At 38.8% G+C, this 19,767-nt stretch carries 10 protein-coding genes, 8 tRNA genes and 3 rRNA genes; all 21 read right to left on the bottom strand.

Translation table 11 applies throughout. The annotated features are described in order from the left end of the window. Window positions 1-19 precede the first annotated feature (19 nt). The 21 genes from fsa to dnaA all read right to left on the bottom strand — a co-directional run bounded on the left by fsa (window position 20) and on the right by dnaA (window position 19,767). Entirely contained in the window at window positions 20-673 is a 654-nt protein-coding gene (fsa, locus tag bsdcttw_RS00105) for a fructose-6-phosphate aldolase (protein WP_185257446.1), read from the bottom strand. Window positions 674-1,141: 468 nt separating this feature from the next. Further along, the gene (gene namA, locus bsdcttw_RS00100) at window positions 1,142-2,182 is read right to left on the bottom strand and encodes an NADPH dehydrogenase NamA (protein WP_330602339.1); all 1,041 of its coding nucleotides are present in this window, start codon (window positions 2,180-2,182) and stop codon (window positions 1,142-1,144) included. Between the two features lie 406 nt (window positions 2,183-2,588). Continuing rightward, window positions 2,589-2,661 (bottom strand) — tRNA-Lys (locus bsdcttw_RS00095). A gap of 32 nt (window positions 2,662-2,693) precedes the next feature. Next, window positions 2,694-2,766: transfer RNA gene (locus tag bsdcttw_RS00090), tRNA-Phe, on the bottom strand. A gap of 49 nt (window positions 2,767-2,815) precedes the next feature. Then, window positions 2,816-2,889, bottom strand: a tRNA-Met gene (locus bsdcttw_RS00085). A 30-nt stretch (window positions 2,890-2,919) separates the two neighbouring features. Then, window positions 2,920-3,001, bottom strand: a tRNA-Tyr gene (locus bsdcttw_RS00080). 28 nt (window positions 3,002-3,029) lie between these two features. Beyond that, a tRNA-Thr gene (locus bsdcttw_RS00075) sits at window positions 3,030-3,102 on the bottom strand. A 12-nt stretch (window positions 3,103-3,114) separates the two neighbouring features. Then, window positions 3,115-3,187, bottom strand: a tRNA-Val gene (locus bsdcttw_RS00070). A gap of 14 nt (window positions 3,188-3,201) precedes the next feature. After that, window positions 3,202-3,275 (bottom strand) — tRNA-Asp (locus bsdcttw_RS00065). A gap of 50 nt (window positions 3,276-3,325) precedes the next feature. Beyond that, window positions 3,326-6,240: ribosomal RNA gene (locus tag bsdcttw_RS00060) — 23S ribosomal RNA — on the bottom strand. 388 nt (window positions 6,241-6,628) lie between these two features. Next, a 5S ribosomal RNA gene (gene rrf / locus bsdcttw_RS00055) occupies window positions 6,629-6,746 on the bottom strand. A gap of 189 nt (window positions 6,747-6,935) precedes the next feature. Then, a 16S ribosomal RNA gene (locus bsdcttw_RS00050) occupies window positions 6,936-8,469 on the bottom strand. The 16S, 23S and 5S rRNA genes sit together here with 8 tRNA genes alongside, the layout of an rRNA operon. 380 nt (window positions 8,470-8,849) lie before the next feature. After that, a tRNA-Ser gene (locus bsdcttw_RS00045) sits at window positions 8,850-8,937 on the bottom strand. 271 nt (window positions 8,938-9,208) lie between these two features. Continuing rightward, the gene (locus bsdcttw_RS00040) at window positions 9,209-9,796 is read right to left on the bottom strand and encodes a Fe-S-containing hydro-lyase (RefSeq protein WP_185257445.1); all 588 of its coding nucleotides are present in this window, start codon (window positions 9,794-9,796) and stop codon (window positions 9,209-9,211) included. A gap of 145 nt (window positions 9,797-9,941) precedes the next feature. Further along, a complete protein-coding gene (locus tag bsdcttw_RS00035) occupies window positions 9,942-10,784 on the bottom strand; it encodes a fumarate hydratase (RefSeq protein ID WP_185257444.1) in 843 nt (280 codons plus the stop codon). Window positions 10,785-11,066: 282 nt separating this feature from the next. Then, window positions 11,067-13,688 carry a DNA gyrase subunit A gene (gyrA, locus tag bsdcttw_RS00030; protein ID WP_185257443.1) on the bottom strand — a complete coding sequence of 874 codons (2,622 nt, stop codon included), beginning with the start codon at window positions 13,686-13,688 and terminating at the stop codon, window positions 11,067-11,069. A 41-nt stretch (window positions 13,689-13,729) separates the two neighbouring features. After that, window positions 13,730-15,640 (bottom strand): DNA topoisomerase (ATP-hydrolyzing) subunit B, encoded by a 1,911-nt coding sequence (gene gyrB, locus bsdcttw_RS00025; protein ID WP_185257442.1) that lies wholly within the window; start codon window positions 15,638-15,640, stop codon window positions 13,730-13,732. Continuing rightward, the gene (gene recF / locus bsdcttw_RS00020; protein ID WP_185257441.1) at window positions 15,637-16,767 is read right to left on the bottom strand and encodes a DNA replication/repair protein RecF; all 1,131 of its coding nucleotides are present in this window, start codon (window positions 16,765-16,767) and stop codon (window positions 15,637-15,639) included. Before recF ends, gyrB begins: the two co-directional genes overlap by 4 nt. A 19-nt stretch (window positions 16,768-16,786) precedes the next feature. Next, window positions 16,787-16,996, bottom strand: coding sequence for an RNA-binding S4 domain-containing protein (locus bsdcttw_RS00015; RefSeq protein ID WP_185257440.1), 210 nt, complete (start codon window positions 16,994-16,996; stop codon window positions 16,787-16,789). 27 nt (window positions 16,997-17,023) lie between these two features. Further along, entirely contained in the window at window positions 17,024-18,136 is a 1,113-nt protein-coding gene (gene dnaN / locus bsdcttw_RS00010) for a DNA polymerase III subunit beta (RefSeq protein WP_185257439.1), read from the bottom strand. Window positions 18,137-18,402: 266 nt separating this feature from the next. Further along, window positions 18,403-19,767 carry a chromosomal replication initiator protein DnaA gene (gene dnaA, locus bsdcttw_RS00005; RefSeq protein WP_185257438.1) on the bottom strand — a complete coding sequence of 455 codons (1,365 nt, stop codon included), beginning with the start codon at window positions 19,765-19,767 and terminating at the stop codon, window positions 18,403-18,405.

The following is a 19,767-nucleotide window of genomic DNA, read 5'->3' as shown; positions in this document are numbered from 1 at the left end:
TTAAGCTATATTTGTTCTATTATTCACCAAAGACTGCTTTATAATCTTTTTGGAATTTTTCTATACCTTGATCCGTTAATGGATGCTTTGTACACTGTTCAATAACACTATAGGGCACTGTTGCAATATGTGCACCGGCTAGAGCACAGTCCGTAATATGAACCGGGTTACGAACACTGGCAGCTATAATCTCAGATTTAATATCATGAATACTAAAAATATCAGCTATCGTTCTTATTAATTCTATACCTGGTGTGGATATGTCATCCAGCCTGCCAAGAAAAGGTGATACATAAGTTGCACCTGCTCTGGCAGCAAGCAATGCCTGGTTAGCTGTAAATACTAATGTAACATTTGTTTTTATGCCTTCTGAGGTTAATACCTTAGTAGCTTTTAATCCTTCCACTGTCATAGGAATCTTAACAATCATGTTGGGATGAATCTTTGCAATTTCTCTTCCTTCTTCAATCATAGTTTTGGCATCAACAGTAGTAGCCTTAACTTCTCCACTGATTGGCCCGTCTACGATAGAAGCAATTTCTTTAATAACTTGTACGAAATCTCTTCCTTCCTTTGCTATTAAAGAGGGATTCGTTGTTACTCCGCAGATAACACCCATTTCATTTGCTTTTTTAATATCCTCTACATTTGCAGTGTCAATAAAAAATTTCATAAGCATATCCTCCTTTATAGTGATAATATTAATTCACTTATAATGATAATATTAATTCACTATTTTATTAATTATTTTAGTTTTTTATAAAATAAAATCATACTATCCGTAAATACCTAATTACATACACAAATATACTATAACATATTCTTTAATGCAATAGGATTATACAGAATTTCAGAAGTATTTCCGCAGAAATTAAATCTACTCTAAAAGTATTATAGTTGTTTCTAAATTATTTTATTTGAATGTAAACAAAAATATTTAGTACATAATAATTATATAATTCAGAACATAATCGATTATAAGATTCAGAACATAATCAATTATATGATTCAGAACATAACCAATCTCTGCAACTTTACTTCTTAATAATAATATTAGCTTAATATACTAAAATCATTTATAGAAAAATATTTAATTTGATATACTTATAAAATTAATATAGTGAGGCTGTCTTATTCTAAATTAATGATTACTACGAATATAAAATCCTCTTTTATATTGCTCTGGATAAACATTATCAATTTTGTTTATATAAGCAGTATTAAGCACCCAATATGGATTTCTTAACAATTCTCTCCCAATAGCAACTAAATCTGCCCTATTATTATTTAATATCTCTTCTACCAGATCAGGATGATTAATTAATCCAACTGCTATGACCGGGACCTTACAATTTGCTTTCAGAAAACTAGCAGCTTCGACCTGATATCCAGGATATAACTTAATTGGTGCTGTCACTACTCCTCCGGAACTCACATGAAGTATATCAATATAACCTTTAACTTCATGGACAATCTCAGCCATCTGACTTGGAGTCATTCCCTCCGGATGATAATCATCCGCTGACACTCTGACAATAACAGGTTTTTCTTTCGGCCATACTTTATGGATTTCTATTAGTATCTCCTTTAAAATTCTTGCCCTGTTAGAAATACTGCCTCCATAGTTATCTGTTCTTTTATTAGATATGGGTGATAAAAATTCACTTATAAGATATCCATGGGCAGCATGAATTTCAATTGCGTCGAACCCTGCCTTCTCCGCTCTTTGTGCTGCGTCTTTAAAAGCCTTTATTATCTCGGTGATCTCAGTAACTGACAATTCGTGAGGTACGGGGCTGTTCTCATCAAAGGGAATAGCACTGGGGGCAAGAATAATATCATTCTTAACGGTAGACTTTCTTCCTGCATGTCCAAGTTGTATTGCTATTTTACTTCCTTGATCATGGCAGGCTTGTACTATTTGCTTTAATCCTGATATCTGCCCGTCTTCCCAAATACCTAAATCTCTTTCCGTAATACGGCCATTAGGTGTAACTCCTGTTGCTTCTACAATAATTAAGCCAACACCACCAACAGCTCTGGTAGTATAATGTGTAAAATGAAACTCGTTAGCATATCCACTTTCATCAGAAGAGTACATACACATAGGCGGCATAACTATCCTATTTTTAAGTTCCAAAGCTTTTACTTTATATTCATTAAATAGTTGTATAATAATCACCTCCAAATCCAGATATTAATATATAAATCCATCTCCTATAATCAATAATCCATGATAATATACTGATTGAACAGTATTACTTATTCTTCTAATGAATTATCCTAATTAATTATACTCTACCATTATATACAATAACATTCTGTTTTTTCAATTCTTTTTTGAAGAAATACTATCTTAATGATAATTACTTTTAATTTAAAATTATACAATAATTCAAAACCTGGTTTTATCCACATATATATTGTATTTCCTTTATCTTGTTAACAAATTTTAAACATATAAAAGAAATTGTGAATAAAAACTATTTTTATCTATGTCAATTACATTTTTTTAACTAGTCTTAGTGTAAAAATGATATAAAAAAAGCACCTACATACTAAAAAGTAATGTAAATGCTTTTATTTTATGAGACATCCGGGATTCGAACCCGGGACACCTTGATTAAAAGTCAAGTGCTCTACCGACTGAGCTAATATCCCATATTTATCAGAATTAAAATTCCAATAAAAAATGCCCAGAGCCGGAATCGAACCAGCGACACGAGGATTTTCAGTCCTCTGCTCTACCGACTGAGCTATCTGGGCAAGGCCTACTTCATTAACTCAATTAATTGAAAACCAAACAGTTTTCAGATTGCGGGGACAGGATTTGAACCTATGACCTTCGGGTTATGAGCCCGACGAGCTTCCAGACTGCTCCACCCCGCGACATTATTTTATAATTATTTTTGGAACAAATGGATGGAGAAGGATTCGAACCTTCGAAAGCGTCGCTAACAGATTTACAGTCTGCCCCCTTTGGCCACTCGGGAATCCATCCATATTTTTTTAAAGTGTTTTCACACTTAAGCCGACGATCGGACTCGAACCGATAACCTGCTGATTACAAGTCAGCTGCTCTGCCAATTGAGCCACGTCGGCGTTTTAGGTAAATGGGACCTATAGGGCTCGAACCTATGACCCTCTGCTTGTAAGGCAGATGCTCTCCCAGCTGAGCTAAGATCCCATATTTATTACCAACGACCCAGAAGGGACTCGAACCCTCGACCTCCGCCGTGACAGGGCGGCGCTCTAACCAACTGAGCCACTAGGCCAATACTTGACAAACACTAGCACATTAAATCATCCAAATTTAAACCATTTTTAGGTCAAGCCCTCGACCTATTAGTATTAGTCAGCTACATGCATTACTGCACTTCCACCTCTAACCTATCCACCTGGTAGTCTTCCAGGGGTCTTACTAGCTTACGCTATGGGATATCTCATCTTGAGGGGGGCTTCACGCTTAGATGCCTTCAGCGTTTATCCCTTCCCGACTTGGCTACTCGGCCGTGCACTTGGCAGTGCAACCGATACACCAGAGGTCAGTCCAACCCGGTCCTCTCGTACTAAGGTCAGCTCCTCTCAAATATCCTACGCCCGCGCCGGATAGGGACCGAACTGTCTCACGACGTTCTGAACCCAGCTCGCGTACCGCTTTAATGGGCGAACAGCCCAACCCTTGGGACCTAATACAGCCCCAGGATGCGATGAGCCGACATCGAGGTGCCAAACCACTCCGTCGATGTGAACTCTTGGGAGTGATAAGCCTGTTATCCCCAGGGTAGCTTTTATCCGTTGAGCGATGGCAATCCCACTTTATACCACCGGATCACTAAGTCCTACTTTCGTACCTGCTCCACCCGTCGGTGTCGCAGTCAAGCCCTCTTATGCCTTTGCACTCTTCGGATGGTTTCCGTCCATCCTGAGAGGACCTTTGAGCGCCTCCGATACCCTTTCGGAGGCGACCGCCCCAGTCAAACTCCCCACCTGACATTGTCCACCAGCCAGTTCATGGCTGCATGTTAGAAACCCAATACTGCAAGGGTGGTATCCCAACATCGGCTCCACGGCAACCGGAGTTACCGTTTCATAGCCTCCCACCTATCCTGTGCATGCAATACCGAATCCCAGTATCAAGCTAGAGTAAAGCTCCATGGGGTCTTTCCGTCCTGGCGCAGGTAACCAGCATCTTCACTGGTACTTCAATTTCACCGGGTGCATTGTCGAGACAGTGCCCAAATCATTACGCCTTTCGTGCGGGTCGGAACTTACCCGACAAGGAATTTCGCTACCTTAGGACCGTTATAGTTACGGCCGCCGTTTACTGGGGCTTAAGTTCAACGCTTCGGATTGCTCCTAACATCTCCCCTTAACCTTCCAGCACCGGGCAGGCGTCAGCCCATATACTTCACCTTACGGTTTTGCATAGACCTGTGTTTTTGCTAAACAGTTGCTTGGGCCAATTCTCTGCGGCCTGTATTTCTACAGGCACCCCTTCTCCCGAAGTTACGGGGTTATTTTGCCGAGTTCCTTAACAATGCTTCTCCCGTCGGCCTTAGGATTCTCTCCTCATCCACCTGTGTCGGTTTACGGTACGGGCTTATAAAAAGCAATAGCGGCTTTTCTTGGCAGTGCCTTCATCAGCTTCCCTACTTTAAATTTCGGTCCACATCACGTCTTCCCATTATGGAACGGATTTTCCTGCTCCACTGGTACCTCGCTTGTACCGGGTCTTCCTCTCCCGGCTCTGACTTCGTCTCTGCGTCCCCACAGTTCTGTTTTTATAAGGTACAGGAATTTCAACCTGTTGTCCATCGACTACGTCTTTCGACCTCGCCTTAGGTCCCGACTTACCCAGAGCAGATCAGCTTTACTCTGGAAACCTTGGATATTCGGCCTGAAAGATTCTCACTTTCATCTCGCTACTCATTCCGGCATTCTCTCTTCTTATCCCTCCACGGCTCCTTACGGTACCGCTTCATCAGTCTTAAGAATGCTCCTCTACCACTGCAGTTCAACTGCAATCCACAGCTTCGGTGTCGTGTTTTAGCCCCGGACATTTTCGGCGCAGGACCTCTCGACTAGTGAGCTATTACGCACTCTTTTAATGTGTGGCTGCTTCTAAGCCAACATCCTAGTTGTTTTCGAAATCCCACATCCTTTTCCACTTAACACGCACTTTGGGACCTTAGCTGGTGGTCTGGGCTTTTTCCCTTTTGACTACCCAACTTATCTCGTGTAGTCTGACTCCTAATCATCATCTGTATGGCATTCGGAGTTTGATAATCTTCGGTAAGCTTTGACGCCCCCTAGGATATTCAGTGCTCTACCTCCATCAGACTAAATTAAGGCTAGCCCTAAAGCTATTTCGAGGAGAACCAGCTATCTCCGGGTTCGATTGGAATTTCTCCCCTACCCACACCTCATCACCACCCTTTTCAACGGATGTGTGTTCGGTCCTCCACCGCCTTTTACGGCAGCTTCAACCTGGACATGGGTAGATCACCCGGTTTCGGGTCTACATACATTGACTACGTAATCAAAGATTACACGCCCTATTCAGACTTGGTTTCCCTTCGGCTCCGAACCTTTAGTTCTTAACCTCGCCAATGAATGTAACTCGCCGGACCGTTCTACAAAAAGTACGCGGTTCCACTCGTATGGTGGTTCCACAGCTTGTAAACACAGGGTTTCAGGTTCTCTTTCACTCCCCTCCCGGGGTTCTTTTCACCTTTCCTTCACAGTACTATGCACTATCGGTCACTAAGTAGTATTTAGCCTTGGGGGGTGGTCCCCCCGACTTCCCACAAGGTTTCTCGTGTCTCGTGGTACTTCGGATCCCGCTCGCTGACTTCCGGTTTCGCATACGAGGCTTTCACTCTCTTTGGCTGGCTTTCCCAAAACCATTCTGCTACCTTTCATCTCACTTATTGCGGTCCATTACCCCAGAGGATAAATCCCCTGGTTTAGGCTCTTTCCATTTCGCTCGCCACTACTTTGGAAATCGAGTTTTCTTTCTCTTCCTCCGGGTACTTAGATGTTTCAGTTCCCCGGGTTCCCTCTATTAAGCTATGTATTCACTTAATAGTAACGGAGGTCTTCTCCGTCAGGTTTCCCCATTCAGAAATCTGCGGGTCAAAGGATATTTGCTCCTCACCGCAGCTTATCGCAGCTTATCACGTCTTTCATCGGCTCTTAGTGCCAAGGCATCCACCCTGCGCTCTTATTAGCTTGACCTATGATCTATCCGTTAGGATATAATCTCGCCTGCCTAGCGTAGCAGGTTTTGGTCTGTTTAAAATTGCTTATTTGGATGTCGTATTAATCTTACTATATATTACTATATATTTCAGATTAACGTTTTCTAATTAAATTAGAAAATTTATTTAATGTGTAGTTGTCAATGTACGAGACTGATTGCATGGTCTAAGACCATACTATTTAACCAGTCATTACATATAAGTTATTTAACTTATATCTAATCACTGGTTAAACAAGTAAATTGATAATTCAATTTAAATGTTTCACACACCAGTAAAATCTATTGGAACAGTTCTCACTGTTATTTTCAATCTTACTTTATGATTAGTACCTTATATAATTGCTCAATATCTTTTGTTTTATAATCCGGCAGCCACCTGCTCTCCCATACCGTTTCCAGTATAGTACCATCGGCCGCTTATGTCTTAACCATCGTGTTCGGGATGGGAACGGGTGTGTCCCATAAGCGCATCGCCACCGGAAATCTTTTGCTATCTTTCCAGTCAGGTCTTTTATCTTAACAAAATCTCTTCTGTCTGTCAACCTGTTTCTTTTTGGAATTTTTCTGTCCTCTTCAGCTTATATTTCTGTTCGCTGATTTCAGACTTGCAGTTTCATCAGAAACCGCTTTGATAACTCAACAGTAAAACAACCCTTACTTACTTCCTTAGAAAGGAGGTGATCCAGCCGCACCTTCCGATACGGCTACCTTGTTACGACTTCACCCCAGTTATTGAACCTGCCTTCGGCTGCTCCCTCCTTACGGTTGGGTCACAGACTTCGGGCATTTCCAACTCCCATGGTGTGACGGGCGGTGTGTACAAGACCCGGGAACGTATTCACCGCGACATTCTGATTCGCGATTACTAGCGATTCCAGCTTCATGTAGTCGAGTTGCAGACTACAATCCGAACTGAGATGACCTTTTTGGGATTTGCTCCACTTCACAGCTTCGCTTCCCTTTGTAGTCACCATTGTAGCACGTGTGTAGCCCAGATCATAAGGGGCATGATGATTTGACGTCATCCCCGCCTTCCTCCAGGTTATCCCTGGCAGTCTCCCTAGAGTGCCCGGCCGAACCGCTGGCTACTAAGAATAAGGGTTGCGCTCGTTGCGGGACTTAACCCAACATCTCACGACACGAGCTGACGACAACCATGCACCACCTGTCTCCCCTGTCCCGAAGGAAAGGTCCCGTTACGGACCGGTCAGGGGGATGTCAAGACCTGGTAAGGTTCTTCGCGTTGCTTCGAATTAAACCACATGCTCCACCGCTTGTGCGGGTCCCCGTCAATTCCTTTGAGTTTCATTCTTGCGAACGTACTCCCCAGGTGGAATACTTAATGCGTTTGCGACGGCACCGAAGGTCTTTTGACCCCCAACACCTAGTATTCATCGTTTACGGCGTGGACTACCAGGGTATCTAATCCTGTTTGCTCCCCACGCTTTCGAGCCTCAACGTCAGTTACAGTCCAGTAAGCCGCCTTCGCCACTGGTGTTCCTCCTAATATCTACGCATTTCACCGCTACACTAGGAATTCCACTTACCTCTCCTGCACTCTAGCAACATAGTTTCAAATGCAGTCCCGGGGTTGAGCCCCGGGCTTTCACATCTGACTTACATCACCGTCTACGCTCCCTTTACACCCAGTAAATCCGGATAACGCTTGCCCCCTACGTATTACCGCGGCTGCTGGCACGTAGTTAGCCGGGGCTTCTTAGTCAGGTACCGTCATTTATTCGTCCCTGCTGATAGAGCTTTACATACCGAAATACTTCTTCACTCACGCGGCGTCGCTGCATCAGGGTTTCCCCCATTGTGCAATATTCCCCACTGCTGCCTCCCGTAGGAGTTTGGGCCGTGTCTCAGTCCCAATGTGGCCGTTCACTCTCTCAAGCCGGCTACTGATCGTTGCCTTGGTAGGCCGTTACCCCACCAACTAGCTAATCAGACGCGGGTCCATCTTACACCGATAAAATCTTTTCACACCACTCCATGCGAAGCTGTGCGCTTATGCGGTATTAGCAGCCGTTTCCGGCTGTTATCCCCCTGTGTAAGGCAGGTTACCCACGCGTTACTCACCCGTCCGCCACTAAACAAGCAAGCTTCCATCCGAAGACTTCCACTTACAAGTTCCGTTCGACTTGCATGTGTTAAGCACGCCGCCAGCGTTCATCCTGAGCCAGGATCAAACTCTCAAATTAAAGTTTAATCATTTTCAGAATTAACATTGGCTATTCAAATCTAAGATTTGACAAGTTAATTTCCGTCGTCTATGGTGTTACCCACAAACGTTTACTGTTTTTAGGTTGTATCATTTCTGATACGGTTCTTTTTGATTGATTTTCGATACTGTCATTTCTTATAAATAAGAAACAATATTCTCTTCTATCTCTCAATGAAATTTTAAAGAAAATTTCAGGGTTGTTTCACTGTTCAGTTATCAATGTTCTGTATTGCTTTGCGTTAATTCCTTTATCTGTTAACGCGTCAGCAAAAGGTATTCTAACACATTGTTTCTTGCTTGTCAACATTTATTTTAAATTTATTTGATTTTTTTTCAAATCAATTTGTTAAAATAAAGCGGAGAAAGAGGGATTTGAACCCTCGCGCCGCGTGAGCGACCTACACCCTTAGCAGGGGCGCCTCTTCAGCCTCTTGAGTATTTCTCCAGATACTGAAACAATGTTATTTTATTCAGTTACACCTATTAGAATATCTCACAAATTTGTTGTGTTTCATCTCGTCAGGTGCATTAGTTAGTATATCAAAAGGGTTGTCTTTTGTCAATCGTTTTTTAAACAATTTTCAAACAATTTTGTATATTTTAATTTTATACCTGAATTATAAGGGTTTATCATCCTTAGTCTGTATAATTTTAGGTAGTAATATTCACTTTTTTACCATTATCTCTGATATTTTTTTATTTGTTCTGTTTTTATATTAAAATTTATCAGCTGATTCTTGATTCTCGTTATCTTGTGTTTTTAGATATTCATTAACTGCAATCTCATAAAGATTTTTTCCGAAACTGTCTATTACAACAATAGCCGGAAAATTTTCAACATATAATTCCCTGATTGCTTCCGTGCCCAGATCAGCATAAGCAATAACTTTAGAATTTTTGATTTTTTTTGACAGTAGGGCTCCTGCTCCTCCTACTGCAGCAAAGTAAACTCCTTTGTTTTTAATTATAGAATCAATTACTTCACTGTTCCTCTTCCCCTTACCAATCATACCTTTTAACCCTTTATCCAACAGTAAAGGTGTATACTTATCCATGCGGCTGCTGGTTGTTGGTCCCGCAGAACCAATTACCTGTCCATCTTTTTCCGGGGTCGGACCTAAATAATATATTATATTGTCCTTTACAGAGAAAGGCAATTCTTCCCCCCTAAGTACTGCTTCAAACATTCTTTTATGCGCAGCATCTCTTGCCGTATATATTGTACCTGTAATATATACATAATCTCCTGCGTTTAGATTTATTATTTCCTCTTCTTTTAGTGGAGCATTAATATACTTTTCCATGTTGTTTCTCCAATACTTTTTTATTTCGTCCGTATTATATTTGATTTTTTATTTGTCTTAGTGCACATTATTATTTGTTTTTAATGTATTTGTCCACAAAAGCAGTGCAGTTTTAGTTTTGTTTGTGGATAAAAAGTTTTTTTATTTATATTATTCTGGACAAATGTCTGTTTACATGGCAGCAAATATTAATGGCAACCGGTAGCGCTGCTATATGGGTGGGATACACTTCAATATTTACTCCTAAAGCAGTTATTTTTCCACCAAAACCTCCAGGCCCGATACCAAGTTTATTAATTTCTTCTAATAGCTCATCCTCTATTATTTTAATATGTTCATAACTGGAAGATGTCTCTATATTTCTGGTAAGTGCTTTCTTTGACAAAATGGCAGCTTTTTCAAAGCTACCTCCTATCCCTACTCCTACAACTATAGGAGGACAGGCATTGGGTCCAGCTAAACGTACAGTTTCAAGAACAGCCTTTTTAACTCCTTCTATACCATCTGCCGGTTTAAGCATATAGATACGGCTCATATTTTCACTTCCAAAGCCTTTTGGAGCAACGGTTATCTCAATATTTTCACCTGGCACAATTTCGTAATGTATAATACCGGGTGTATTATCCTTTGTATTTTCTCTGATTAGAGGATCCAAAACAACAGATTTTCTCAAATAACCTTCTTTGTACCCTTGTCTGATACCTTCATTGATGGCATCTTCCAATGATATCCCTTCTATTGCAACCTGCTGACCAACCTTTATAAATATTATTGCCATACCGGTATCCTGACAGATTGGTATTTCTTCCTCTTTGGCGATTAGCATATTTTCTTCTAATTGTCCAAGAATTCTTTTACCTAAAATACTTTTTTCTTCTTTGGTTCCTCTGTTAATAGCTTTCTCAATATCATCGGACAAATGATAATTTGCTTCAATACACATCTCTTTGATATTACTGATTATTACGTCAGTATGTATTTTTCTCATTTTTTGCTCCCATCTGTGTACTTTATAGAGCTCTTTATATGCTCTAAATCATGCGTATATTCAAAATCTTGTAAATAACTTTTTACTTACTTATTTTGCTAATGTTGATTTTTCTTTGCTATTACTCACTGATAAATAAAAAACTTTTATATTTATATAATTCTTCTACCAGTTCACTTCGATACAGGTAAAATAATCTTTTGAAATTAATATATTATTTTGATTAAAGCCCAAGTAGAGAGACATTTTAGCTAAGTCTCTTTACTCAGGCTTATTTTTTAATTACTCATCTTTTTCATCATTATCTGAATCTGTTTCATCTTCATCTGCCGGTATTTCAAAATCATCGTCGGATACATCATCTGATAACTCTTCATCAATATCATCTTTGTCAATGGATTCGCTGATTTCTTCTTCCAGCTCCTTTTCCAATTCTTTGATTACTTCTTCTTCAGAGCTTCTATCCTTTACTTTTGCAATGCTGGCTACAGTGATATCACTTTCCAGATCCATATTGATTAAGCGTACACCTGAAGTAATTCTGCCAAGATTAGATATACCGTCTACCATAAGTCTTATGACAATTCCCTCTGTGGTTATAATCATAATTTCATTTTCTTCGTTGACAGCTTTTACGCCAACTACATAACCGGTCTTTTCTGTTATCTTATAGCACTTAACGCCTTTACCGCCTCTTCTTTGTACACTGAATTCATTCATATCACTGCGCTTACCCATACCTTTTTCTGATACGATAAGCAGGTACTCTCCCTGGGTATTTAATTGCATACCGATAATTTCATCATTATCTTCCAGGTTCATACCAATTACACCCATAGAAGCACGGCCAGTCTTACGAACATCTTTTTCATTAAAGCGTATACACTGCCCCTGTTTGGTTACAAGTATGATATCTTTCTGGTTGTTGGTTGTTTTAACTTCTATCAGCTCATCATCTTCCCTGAGATTTATAGCCTGAAGTCCTGTCTTTCGAATATTTTCATACTCCATGATAGGAGTTTTCTTAACAATTCCCTTTTTGGTAGCCATAAACAGATATTTACCTTTTGTATAATTCCTTAAAGGTATTATAGCTGTTATTCTTTCCTCCGGTAACAGAGAAAGAAGGTTAATTATAGCTGTACCTCTTGCAGTTCTTCCTGATTCCGGTATTTCATAAGCCTTTAGACGGTACACTCTTCCCTTGTTGGTAAAAAAGAGTATATAGTGATGGGTGGTAGTCATCAGCAGTTCTTCGATGAAATCCTCGTCAATTGTTTGCATTCCCTTGATACCTTTTCCACCTCTGTGCTGGCTCTTGAAATTATCCACTGTCATTCTCTTAATGTAACCCAGACGTGTCATGGCAAGAACTATATTCTCATTTGGTATCAGATCTTCTGTAGTAAGATCATCTTCATCAAAGCCAATGGAAGTTCTTCTGTCATCTCCGTATTTATCTCTGATTACAGTAATTTCTTCTTTGATAACGGCAAGAAGTTTCTTTTTATCAGCAAGAATTGCTTTGTATTCCGCAATTTTTTCCATTAATTCTTTGTATTCTGTTTCTAACCTTTCTCTTTCCAGACCTGTCAGCGCACGAAGTCTCATATCAACGATTGCCTGAGACTGTACCTCGGTTAACTGAAAGCTCTCCATTAATCTTTCTTTGGCAATGGCAGTATTCTGAGAGGATCTGATTATACGGATAACTTCATCAATGTGATCAAGGGCAATTAATAATCCCTGTAAAATATGAGCTCTTTCTTCGGCTTTATTTAAGTCGTATTTTGTTCTTCTGGTTACAACTTCTTCCTGATGCATTAAATAGTATTTCAGCATTTCATGAAGATTAAGTACCCTGGGCTCATTGTTTACCAGTGCTATCATTATAACACCAAAGGTATCCTGCATCTGAGTATGTTTATATAATTGATTAAGCAGTACATTGGCATTTACATCTCTTCTTAACTCGATACAAATACGCATACCTGTTCTATCAGATTCGTCTCGAAGTTCGGTAATACCATCTATTTTTTTATCTTTTACTAATTCTGCTATTTTTTCTATGAGTCTTGCTTTATTCACCATGTAGGGAAGTTCTGTTACAACGATACGATTCTTTCCGTTTGTCATGGCTTCTATTTCGGTTACTGCACGTACTTTTATTTTTCCTCTGCCGGTACGATAAGCTTCATCAATTCCTCTTACACCGAGAATTGTTGCACCAGTCGGAAAATCAGGTCCTTTTACGATTTCAAGAATCTCCTCTATAGAGGTATCCCTGTCTTCCTCAATATCATTATCAATCATTTTAAGTACTGCATTAATAATCTCTTTTAAATTGTGAGGAGGTATGTTCGTTGCCATTCCGACAGCTATTCCGGAAGTACCGTTTACCAAAAGATTTGGAAATCTGGCTGGAAGTACCGTAGGCTCCTTCTCTGTCTCATCAAAGTTCGGTATAAAATCAACCGTGTCTTTGTTAATGTCTGAAAGCATTTCCATCGACATCTTGCTTAACCTTGCTTCTGTATAACGCATGGCTGCAGCACCGTCACCATCCACTGAACCAAAATTTCCATGTCCGTCAACCAAAGGATATCTGGTTGAGAAATCCTGTGCTAATTTAACCATAGCCTCATAGATAGAACTATCTCCATGAGGATGGTATTTACCCATGGTATCACCAACTATACGGGCACATTTACGGTGTGGCTTGTCCGGACCGTTATTCAGCTCTATCATGGCATATAATATTCTTCTTTGAACCGGTTTTAAACCATCCCTGACATCCGGCAATGCACGGGCTGCAATAACAGACATGGCGTAATCGATATATGATGTTTCCATGGTCTTTTTTAAATCGACCTCATGGACTTTATCAAAGATATTCTCATCCATTTATATTTCCTCCATCTATTCTTTGTATTGCAAAATAAGCTTTAGATATCAAGATTTCTTACATATTTTGCATTCTTCTCAATAAATTCTCTTCTGGGCTCAACTTTATCACCCATCAGTGTTGTAAAGGTCATATCAATTTCTGAGGATTCTTCATCATCAATGATAACTTTTAGTAAAATTCTCTTTTCAGGGTCCATGGTTGTATCCCAAAGCTGCTCGGCATCCATCTCTCCCAGACCTTTATATCTTTGTATCTTGTTATTACCGTCTCTTCCTAAGTCGGTAAGTACACGATCCAGTTCTTCATCGCTATATACATACTTTACTGTCTTGTTTTTTTCCACTTTGTAAAGAGGCGGCTGCGCCAGATATACATGGCCCTCCCTGATCAGATCAGGCATGAACCGGTAGAAAAAGGTTAGCAATAAGGTACTGATATGGGAACCATCCACATCCGCATCTGTCATAATTATAATTTTATGATATCTCAATTTGGAAATATCAAAATCATCTGATATTCCCGTTCCGAAAGCCGTAATCATGGCCTTAATTTCGTTGTTTACCAATATCTTATCAAGCCTTGATTTTTCTACGTTTAATATTTTTCCACGAAGAGGCAAAATCGCCTGGGTTGCCCTTGATCTTGCAGTTTTCGCTGATCCGCCCGCGGAGTCACCCTCAACTATATAGATTTCACAGTTTTTAGGATCTTTATCGGAGCAGTCTGCTAACTTGCCGGGAAGACTCATGCCTTCCAATGCTGTTTTTCTTCTGGTAAGATCTCTCGCTTTTCTTGCGGCATCTCTTGCTCTTTGAGCCAAAATAGATTTCTCTAATATCATTTTTGCAATAGATGGATTCTGCTCTAAAAAGTATGTCAGTTGTTCACTCACAATACCATCTACAGCTCCTCTTGCCTCGCTGTTACCAAGTTTTTGCTTGGTCTGTCCTTCAAATTGAGGCTCAGGTATTTTAATGCTGATGATAGCCGTAAGACCTTCTCTGATATCTTCTCCCGAAAGGCTTGACTCATTATCCTTTAAGAACTTATTATTTCTGGCATAATCATTAAAGGTTTTTGTGAGCGCATTTTTAAAACCGGTGAGATGGGTTCCGCCCTCCGGTGTTGTTATATTATTTACAAAGCTGTAACAGCCCTCCGAATAGGTGCCGTTATGCTGCATGGCAACTTCAACATAGACATCATCTCTGGTTCCTTCACAGTAAATGATATCCGTATACAGTGCATCCTTGTGTTTATTCAGATATTCAACATATTCCTTGATACCGCCGGCATAATGGAATTCTTCTTCTTTTTTTGTCTCATCTCTATCATCGATCAGAATAATTTTTAAATTCTTAGTAAGAAATGCCATTTCTCTTAGGCGCTGTTTTAATATCTCATAATCATAAACAGTTTCTTCAAAGATTTCCTTATCCGGCAAAAAAGTAACTGTTGTACCTGTTCTGTCAGTATCACCAATTACTTTAAGGGGATAGACTACTTTGCCTCGTTCAAATCTTTGCTTATGAATCTTTCCATCCTGATAAATCATTACTTCAAGCCATTCAGAAAGAGCATTAACTACTGAGGCACCAACGCCATGAAGACCGCCTGATACCTTGTATCCCCCACCTCCGAACTTACCGCCGGCATGGAGAATTGTAAAAACTACTTCAACAGCAGGAATACCTTTTTTGTGATTAATACCAACAGGAATTCCTCTTCCGTTATCTACGACTGTTATGGAATTATCTTTGTTGATGGTTACCTCAATACTGTCACAAACTCCGGCTAATGCTTCGTCTACGGCATTATCTACAATTTCATAGACCAAATGATGCAGTCCTTTTGAAGAAGTACTGCCAATATACATACCCGGCCTTTTCCTTACTGCTTCTAATCCTTCCAGTATTTGTATTTGATCTGCACCATATTCCGCACTCATACATTGCCTCCTGTCTTTTTCTGGATGAAATCCATCTCATCGAAATTTATACTATCAACGGTTCCTTCTGTAACTTTAAATATCCTGTCACATTGAATCCGGTTTTGAACTAGTTCTTCTAATCCGGTACAGGTTAATATTGTTTGTATATCATGTATACTGTTGAGTAAATAATTTTGCCTCTTTCTGTCAAGCTCGGATAATACATCGTCAAGCAGCAGAACCGGGCTGTCCTTTGTAATGGTCCTTACAACTTCTATTTCCGCAAGTTTTAGTGAAAGTGCTGCTGTTCTTTGCTGTCCCTGGGAGCCAAATTTCCGAATGTCCACTTTGTCATTAAAGAAACTGATATCATCCCTGTGAGGACCGGTACCGGTACTTTTTAGTACGATATCCTTCTCGAGAGAACTTTTAATCTTTGCCATGAAATTATCCTTATCCGTATTGGGCTCGTATCTAATTCCCAGGGATTCTTTTCCACCTGACAACGTGTTATGTATTCCCGATACAATAGGATTTAGCATTTCAATAAAATGATTTCGCCCTTCCATAACTTTAATTCCATGAAATACCAATTGTTCATCCCATACACTAATTGTATCCAATAATTTTCTGTTAAAACTTATCTGTTTTAGCAAATTATTCCTTTGGTTAATAATTTTATGGTAATTAGCCAAATGATAAAAGTATACTTTATCCAGCTGGCATAATTCCATGTCAAGAAAACGTCTCCTTTCGGAGGGTCCGTTTTTAATAATACTCAGATCCTCCGGAGAAAAGAAGATATAATTTACTATTCCAAGAAGTTCACTGGATTTTTTTATGGGAATGCCATCAATGGCAGCACCTTTTGCTTTATTCTTTTTCAGATGAATATCAATTTTATGAGGAATATCCTTGTTTTCCAGCACAACTCTTATGTGGGACTCTTCTCTGCCGAAGCGAATTATTTCTTTGTCCTTGCTGTTCCGGTGAGACTTTGTGGTTCCGCATAAATATAAAGACTCCAAAATATTAGTTTTTCCCTGGGCATTATCTCCAAACAAGATATTGACTCCTTTGGAAAAATCCATGGATAATACCTCATAATTTCTGTAATCCTTTAATTCCAACGTCTTTATAAACATACCTACACCACAACTTTAATTATTTTTCAATTTTTATCAATTGATCCTTATATTCAGCCTCATCGCCAGCATAGAGTTTTTTTCCTCTTTGGGTTTCTGTCTGGCCATTTACTTTTACTAGTCCATCCTGAATTACAAGTTTTGCCTCAACTCCGGAATCTACCAGACCTGCTGCTTTAAGTGCTTGTCCCAGTTTAATATATTCTTCTCTTAATTTGATAACTTCCATGACGGCCTCTTTTCTCGATAAACAAAATTATTGAACTGCAGAATTAAAGTTAACCGGCAGTATCAGGTAAATATAACTTTCCTCTTTGTCTCTTATTACACACGGCATCTTAGAATTATTAAGATATAAATTAACTTCATCATCATCTATAACTTTCAGAGCATCAATTAAAAATTTTGGATTAAAGCCAATTAAAATATCTTTTCCCTCTTTTGTGATATCGATTTCTTCATCCATAGAACCGATGGAAGAATTCATCTTAAGCTGCATAACTCCATCGGTATTATTGATAATAATTGGTTTTTTATCAGATTCTTTAACTAATAAGGTTGCTCTATCAATACAGCTTAACAACTCTTTTTTGTTAACTGCAATTCTGGTTTCATAATCGTTGGAAAGCATTTGATCAATCTTAAAAAAAGTACCTTCTATAAGTCTTGACAATACTATTGTATCATCAAATTCAAAAATTACATGTTTATCAGTAAAATATAATTCCACTTCATCGGCAAATTCACCGGATAATATTTTACTCAATTCGTTTAAAGTTTTTCCTGGTACAATTACTTTCATGTTAGGATATGAATCATGTAACTTAATTTTTCTAATTGAAACACGATGACCATCTAAGGATACAACCTTTAATTCATCTTCTTTAATCTCAAAAAGTTCACCTGTCATAATCTTATTGCTTTCATTGTCAGCTATGGAAAATACTGTCTGTCTTATAATTTCCTTTAAGGTGAATTGGGACAATACAATGCCGCCTGTTTTTTCTACAATAGGCAGAAATGGGAACTCTTCACTGGAGGATCCTGAAATTGTAAACTTTGCTTTTTCACAGGTAATTAAAGTTGAGTAATTATCATTCGTTTGTATTGTAACATCATTATCAGGAAGTTTTCTAATAATCTCAGAAAAAATCTTAGAGTTTAAGGCTACGGAACCTGTTTCAATAACTTCACCTTTTGCAATGGTTTCGATTCCTAACTCCATATCATTGGCTATTAACTTAATAATATCCTGCTTAACGTCTATGATAATACTTTCTAATATCGGCATCGTTGATTTAGCGGGAACTGCTTTCAAAACAATATTGACACGATTTAACAGTTCTCCTTTTGGGCAGATAATCTTCATAAATGTGTATAACTCCCTTCAGGCATTTTTTTATAAATATATATAATAGAATTTTGTAGCAGTAGTAATAGGGGGTGTTAGTTTGTGTATAAGCCCTAAAACAGCAGAAAATAAAAGGATTAGTTAAAAGGATAACCTTGTGAATGAATCAAAAGGGAAATTAGGATAAAAAATTAACCTAATAATTAGTTTTAAAGTTATCCCAAGGCTGCTAACAGGATAATGACATTCTGTTAACAGCCCATTGTGGAAAAATAAAACCTTGGTTAAGGGTTAATCTTTTTAGTGAGTACATCAATAGTATTTTGCATGCTTGGATCCTTTTTTATGTTCTTCTCTACCTTATCGATCCCGTGTAGAATAGTAGTATGATCTCTGTTACCCATTATCTTACCAATATCAGAAAGTGAGTAATCAGTAAGCTTTCTGCATAAAAACATGGCAATTTGTCTTGGATAAGCTATGTTTCTGCTCTTATTAACAGAGTAGATATCATTCGTTGTGATATTAAAGTGTTCTGCAATAACTTCTATAATTAATCCGGGTGTAAGCTGTTTCTTATTATCAGGCGATATAAGATCTTTTAATGCTTCTTCAGCTAAAGTTACATTAACTTCCTGTTTCTTAAGGCGGGATAATGCGACGATCTTAGTAAGAGCACCTTCCAATTCTCGAATATTGGATTTGACGTTAGTTGCAATGTATTTCATAACTTCATTATCTATCTGAAGCCCGTCCAACTCTTCTTTCTTCTTTAATATAGCCATTCTCGTTTCATAGTCTGGTGATTGAATATCAACTGTCAGCCCCCATTCGAATCGGGACCTAAGTCTTTCTTCCAGAGTAAGAATATCCTTTGGAGGCTTATCACTGGAGATTATAATCTGTTTTTTCGATTCATGAAGAGTATTAAAGGTGTGGAAGAATTCTTCCTGGGTACTCTCTTTACCTATAATAAACTGAATATCATCTATTAATAGTACATCAATATTTCTATATTTTTCACGGAATTCCGTAGGTGTTGTATTCACATTACGGATAGATTCGATTAATTCGTTTGTAAATTTTTCACTTGTCACGTACATAACTTTGCTGTTCGGATTCTGTTCCAATATATAATGTGCTATGGAATGCATTAAGTGAGTTTTTCCAAGACCAACTCCTCCATATATAAAAAGAGGATTATAAATTTCCGCAGGTGATTCCGCTACAGCCAAAGACGCTGCATGTGCAAGATTATTATTGGCTCCGACTACAAAGGTATCAAAGGTATAGCGAGGATTTAAAAAGGAAAGCCCGTTCTTCTGATTCTTCCCTTTATCAGAGGAGTTCGACGCATCATCGGCGGCTTTCTTTACTTCTATCTGGCTTTCCAGAATAAACTCTATATCGTAGTTACGGTTCATAATTTCTGTAATGGAAACCTTTAAAGGAATACCATATTTTCTGCTAATGAAATTTTTACTGTCAGGGCCAATCATTTTATCATTGATTGAGATTGTGATTAAATTGCCTTTAACGGAATACACTTTTAATGGAAGCAGCCATGTTTTAAAAGAAACATCGGTTACACAATGTTCTATTTTTAGATATTCCAGTATTTCGTCCCATTTTTCCTGTACTTCGTTCAT

The organism is Anaerocolumna chitinilytica (assembly GCF_014218355.1).
Classification (GTDB): Bacteria; Bacillota; Clostridia; order Lachnospirales; family Lachnospiraceae; genus Anaerocolumna; species Anaerocolumna chitinilytica.
This window is presented reverse-complemented; position numbering and strand designations above follow the sequence as displayed.

Excerpts from the sequence above, each read along its gene's own strand:
- fsa (WP_185257446.1), bottom strand. The coding sequence starts at position 673 with ATGAAATTTTTTATTGACACTGCAAATGTAGAGGATATTAAAAAAGCA.
- bsdcttw_RS00040 (WP_185257445.1), bottom strand. The coding sequence starts at position 9,796 with ATGGAAAAGTATATTAATGCTCCACTAAAAGAAGAGGAAATAATAAAT.
- bsdcttw_RS00035 (WP_185257444.1), bottom strand. The coding sequence starts at position 10,784 with ATGAGAAAAATACATACTGACGTAATAATCAGTAATATCAAAGAGATG.
- gyrA (WP_185257443.1), bottom strand. The coding sequence starts at position 13,688 with ATGGATGAGAATATCTTTGATAAAGTCCATGAGGTCGATTTAAAAAAG.
- gyrB (WP_185257442.1), bottom strand. The coding sequence starts at position 15,640 with ATGAGTGCGGAATATGGTGCAGATCAAATACAAATACTGGAAGGATTA.
- recF (WP_185257441.1), bottom strand. The coding sequence starts at position 16,767 with ATGTTTATAAAGACGTTGGAATTAAAGGATTACAGAAATTATGAGGTA.
- bsdcttw_RS00015 (WP_185257440.1), bottom strand. The coding sequence starts at position 16,996 with ATGGAAGTTATCAAATTAAGAGAAGAATATATTAAACTGGGACAAGCA.
- dnaN (WP_185257439.1), bottom strand. The coding sequence starts at position 18,136 with ATGAAGATTATCTGCCCAAAAGGAGAACTGTTAAATCGTGTCAATATT.
- dnaA (WP_185257438.1), bottom strand. The coding sequence starts at position 19,767 with ATGAACGAAGTACAGGAAAAATGGGACGAAATACTGGAATATCTAAAA.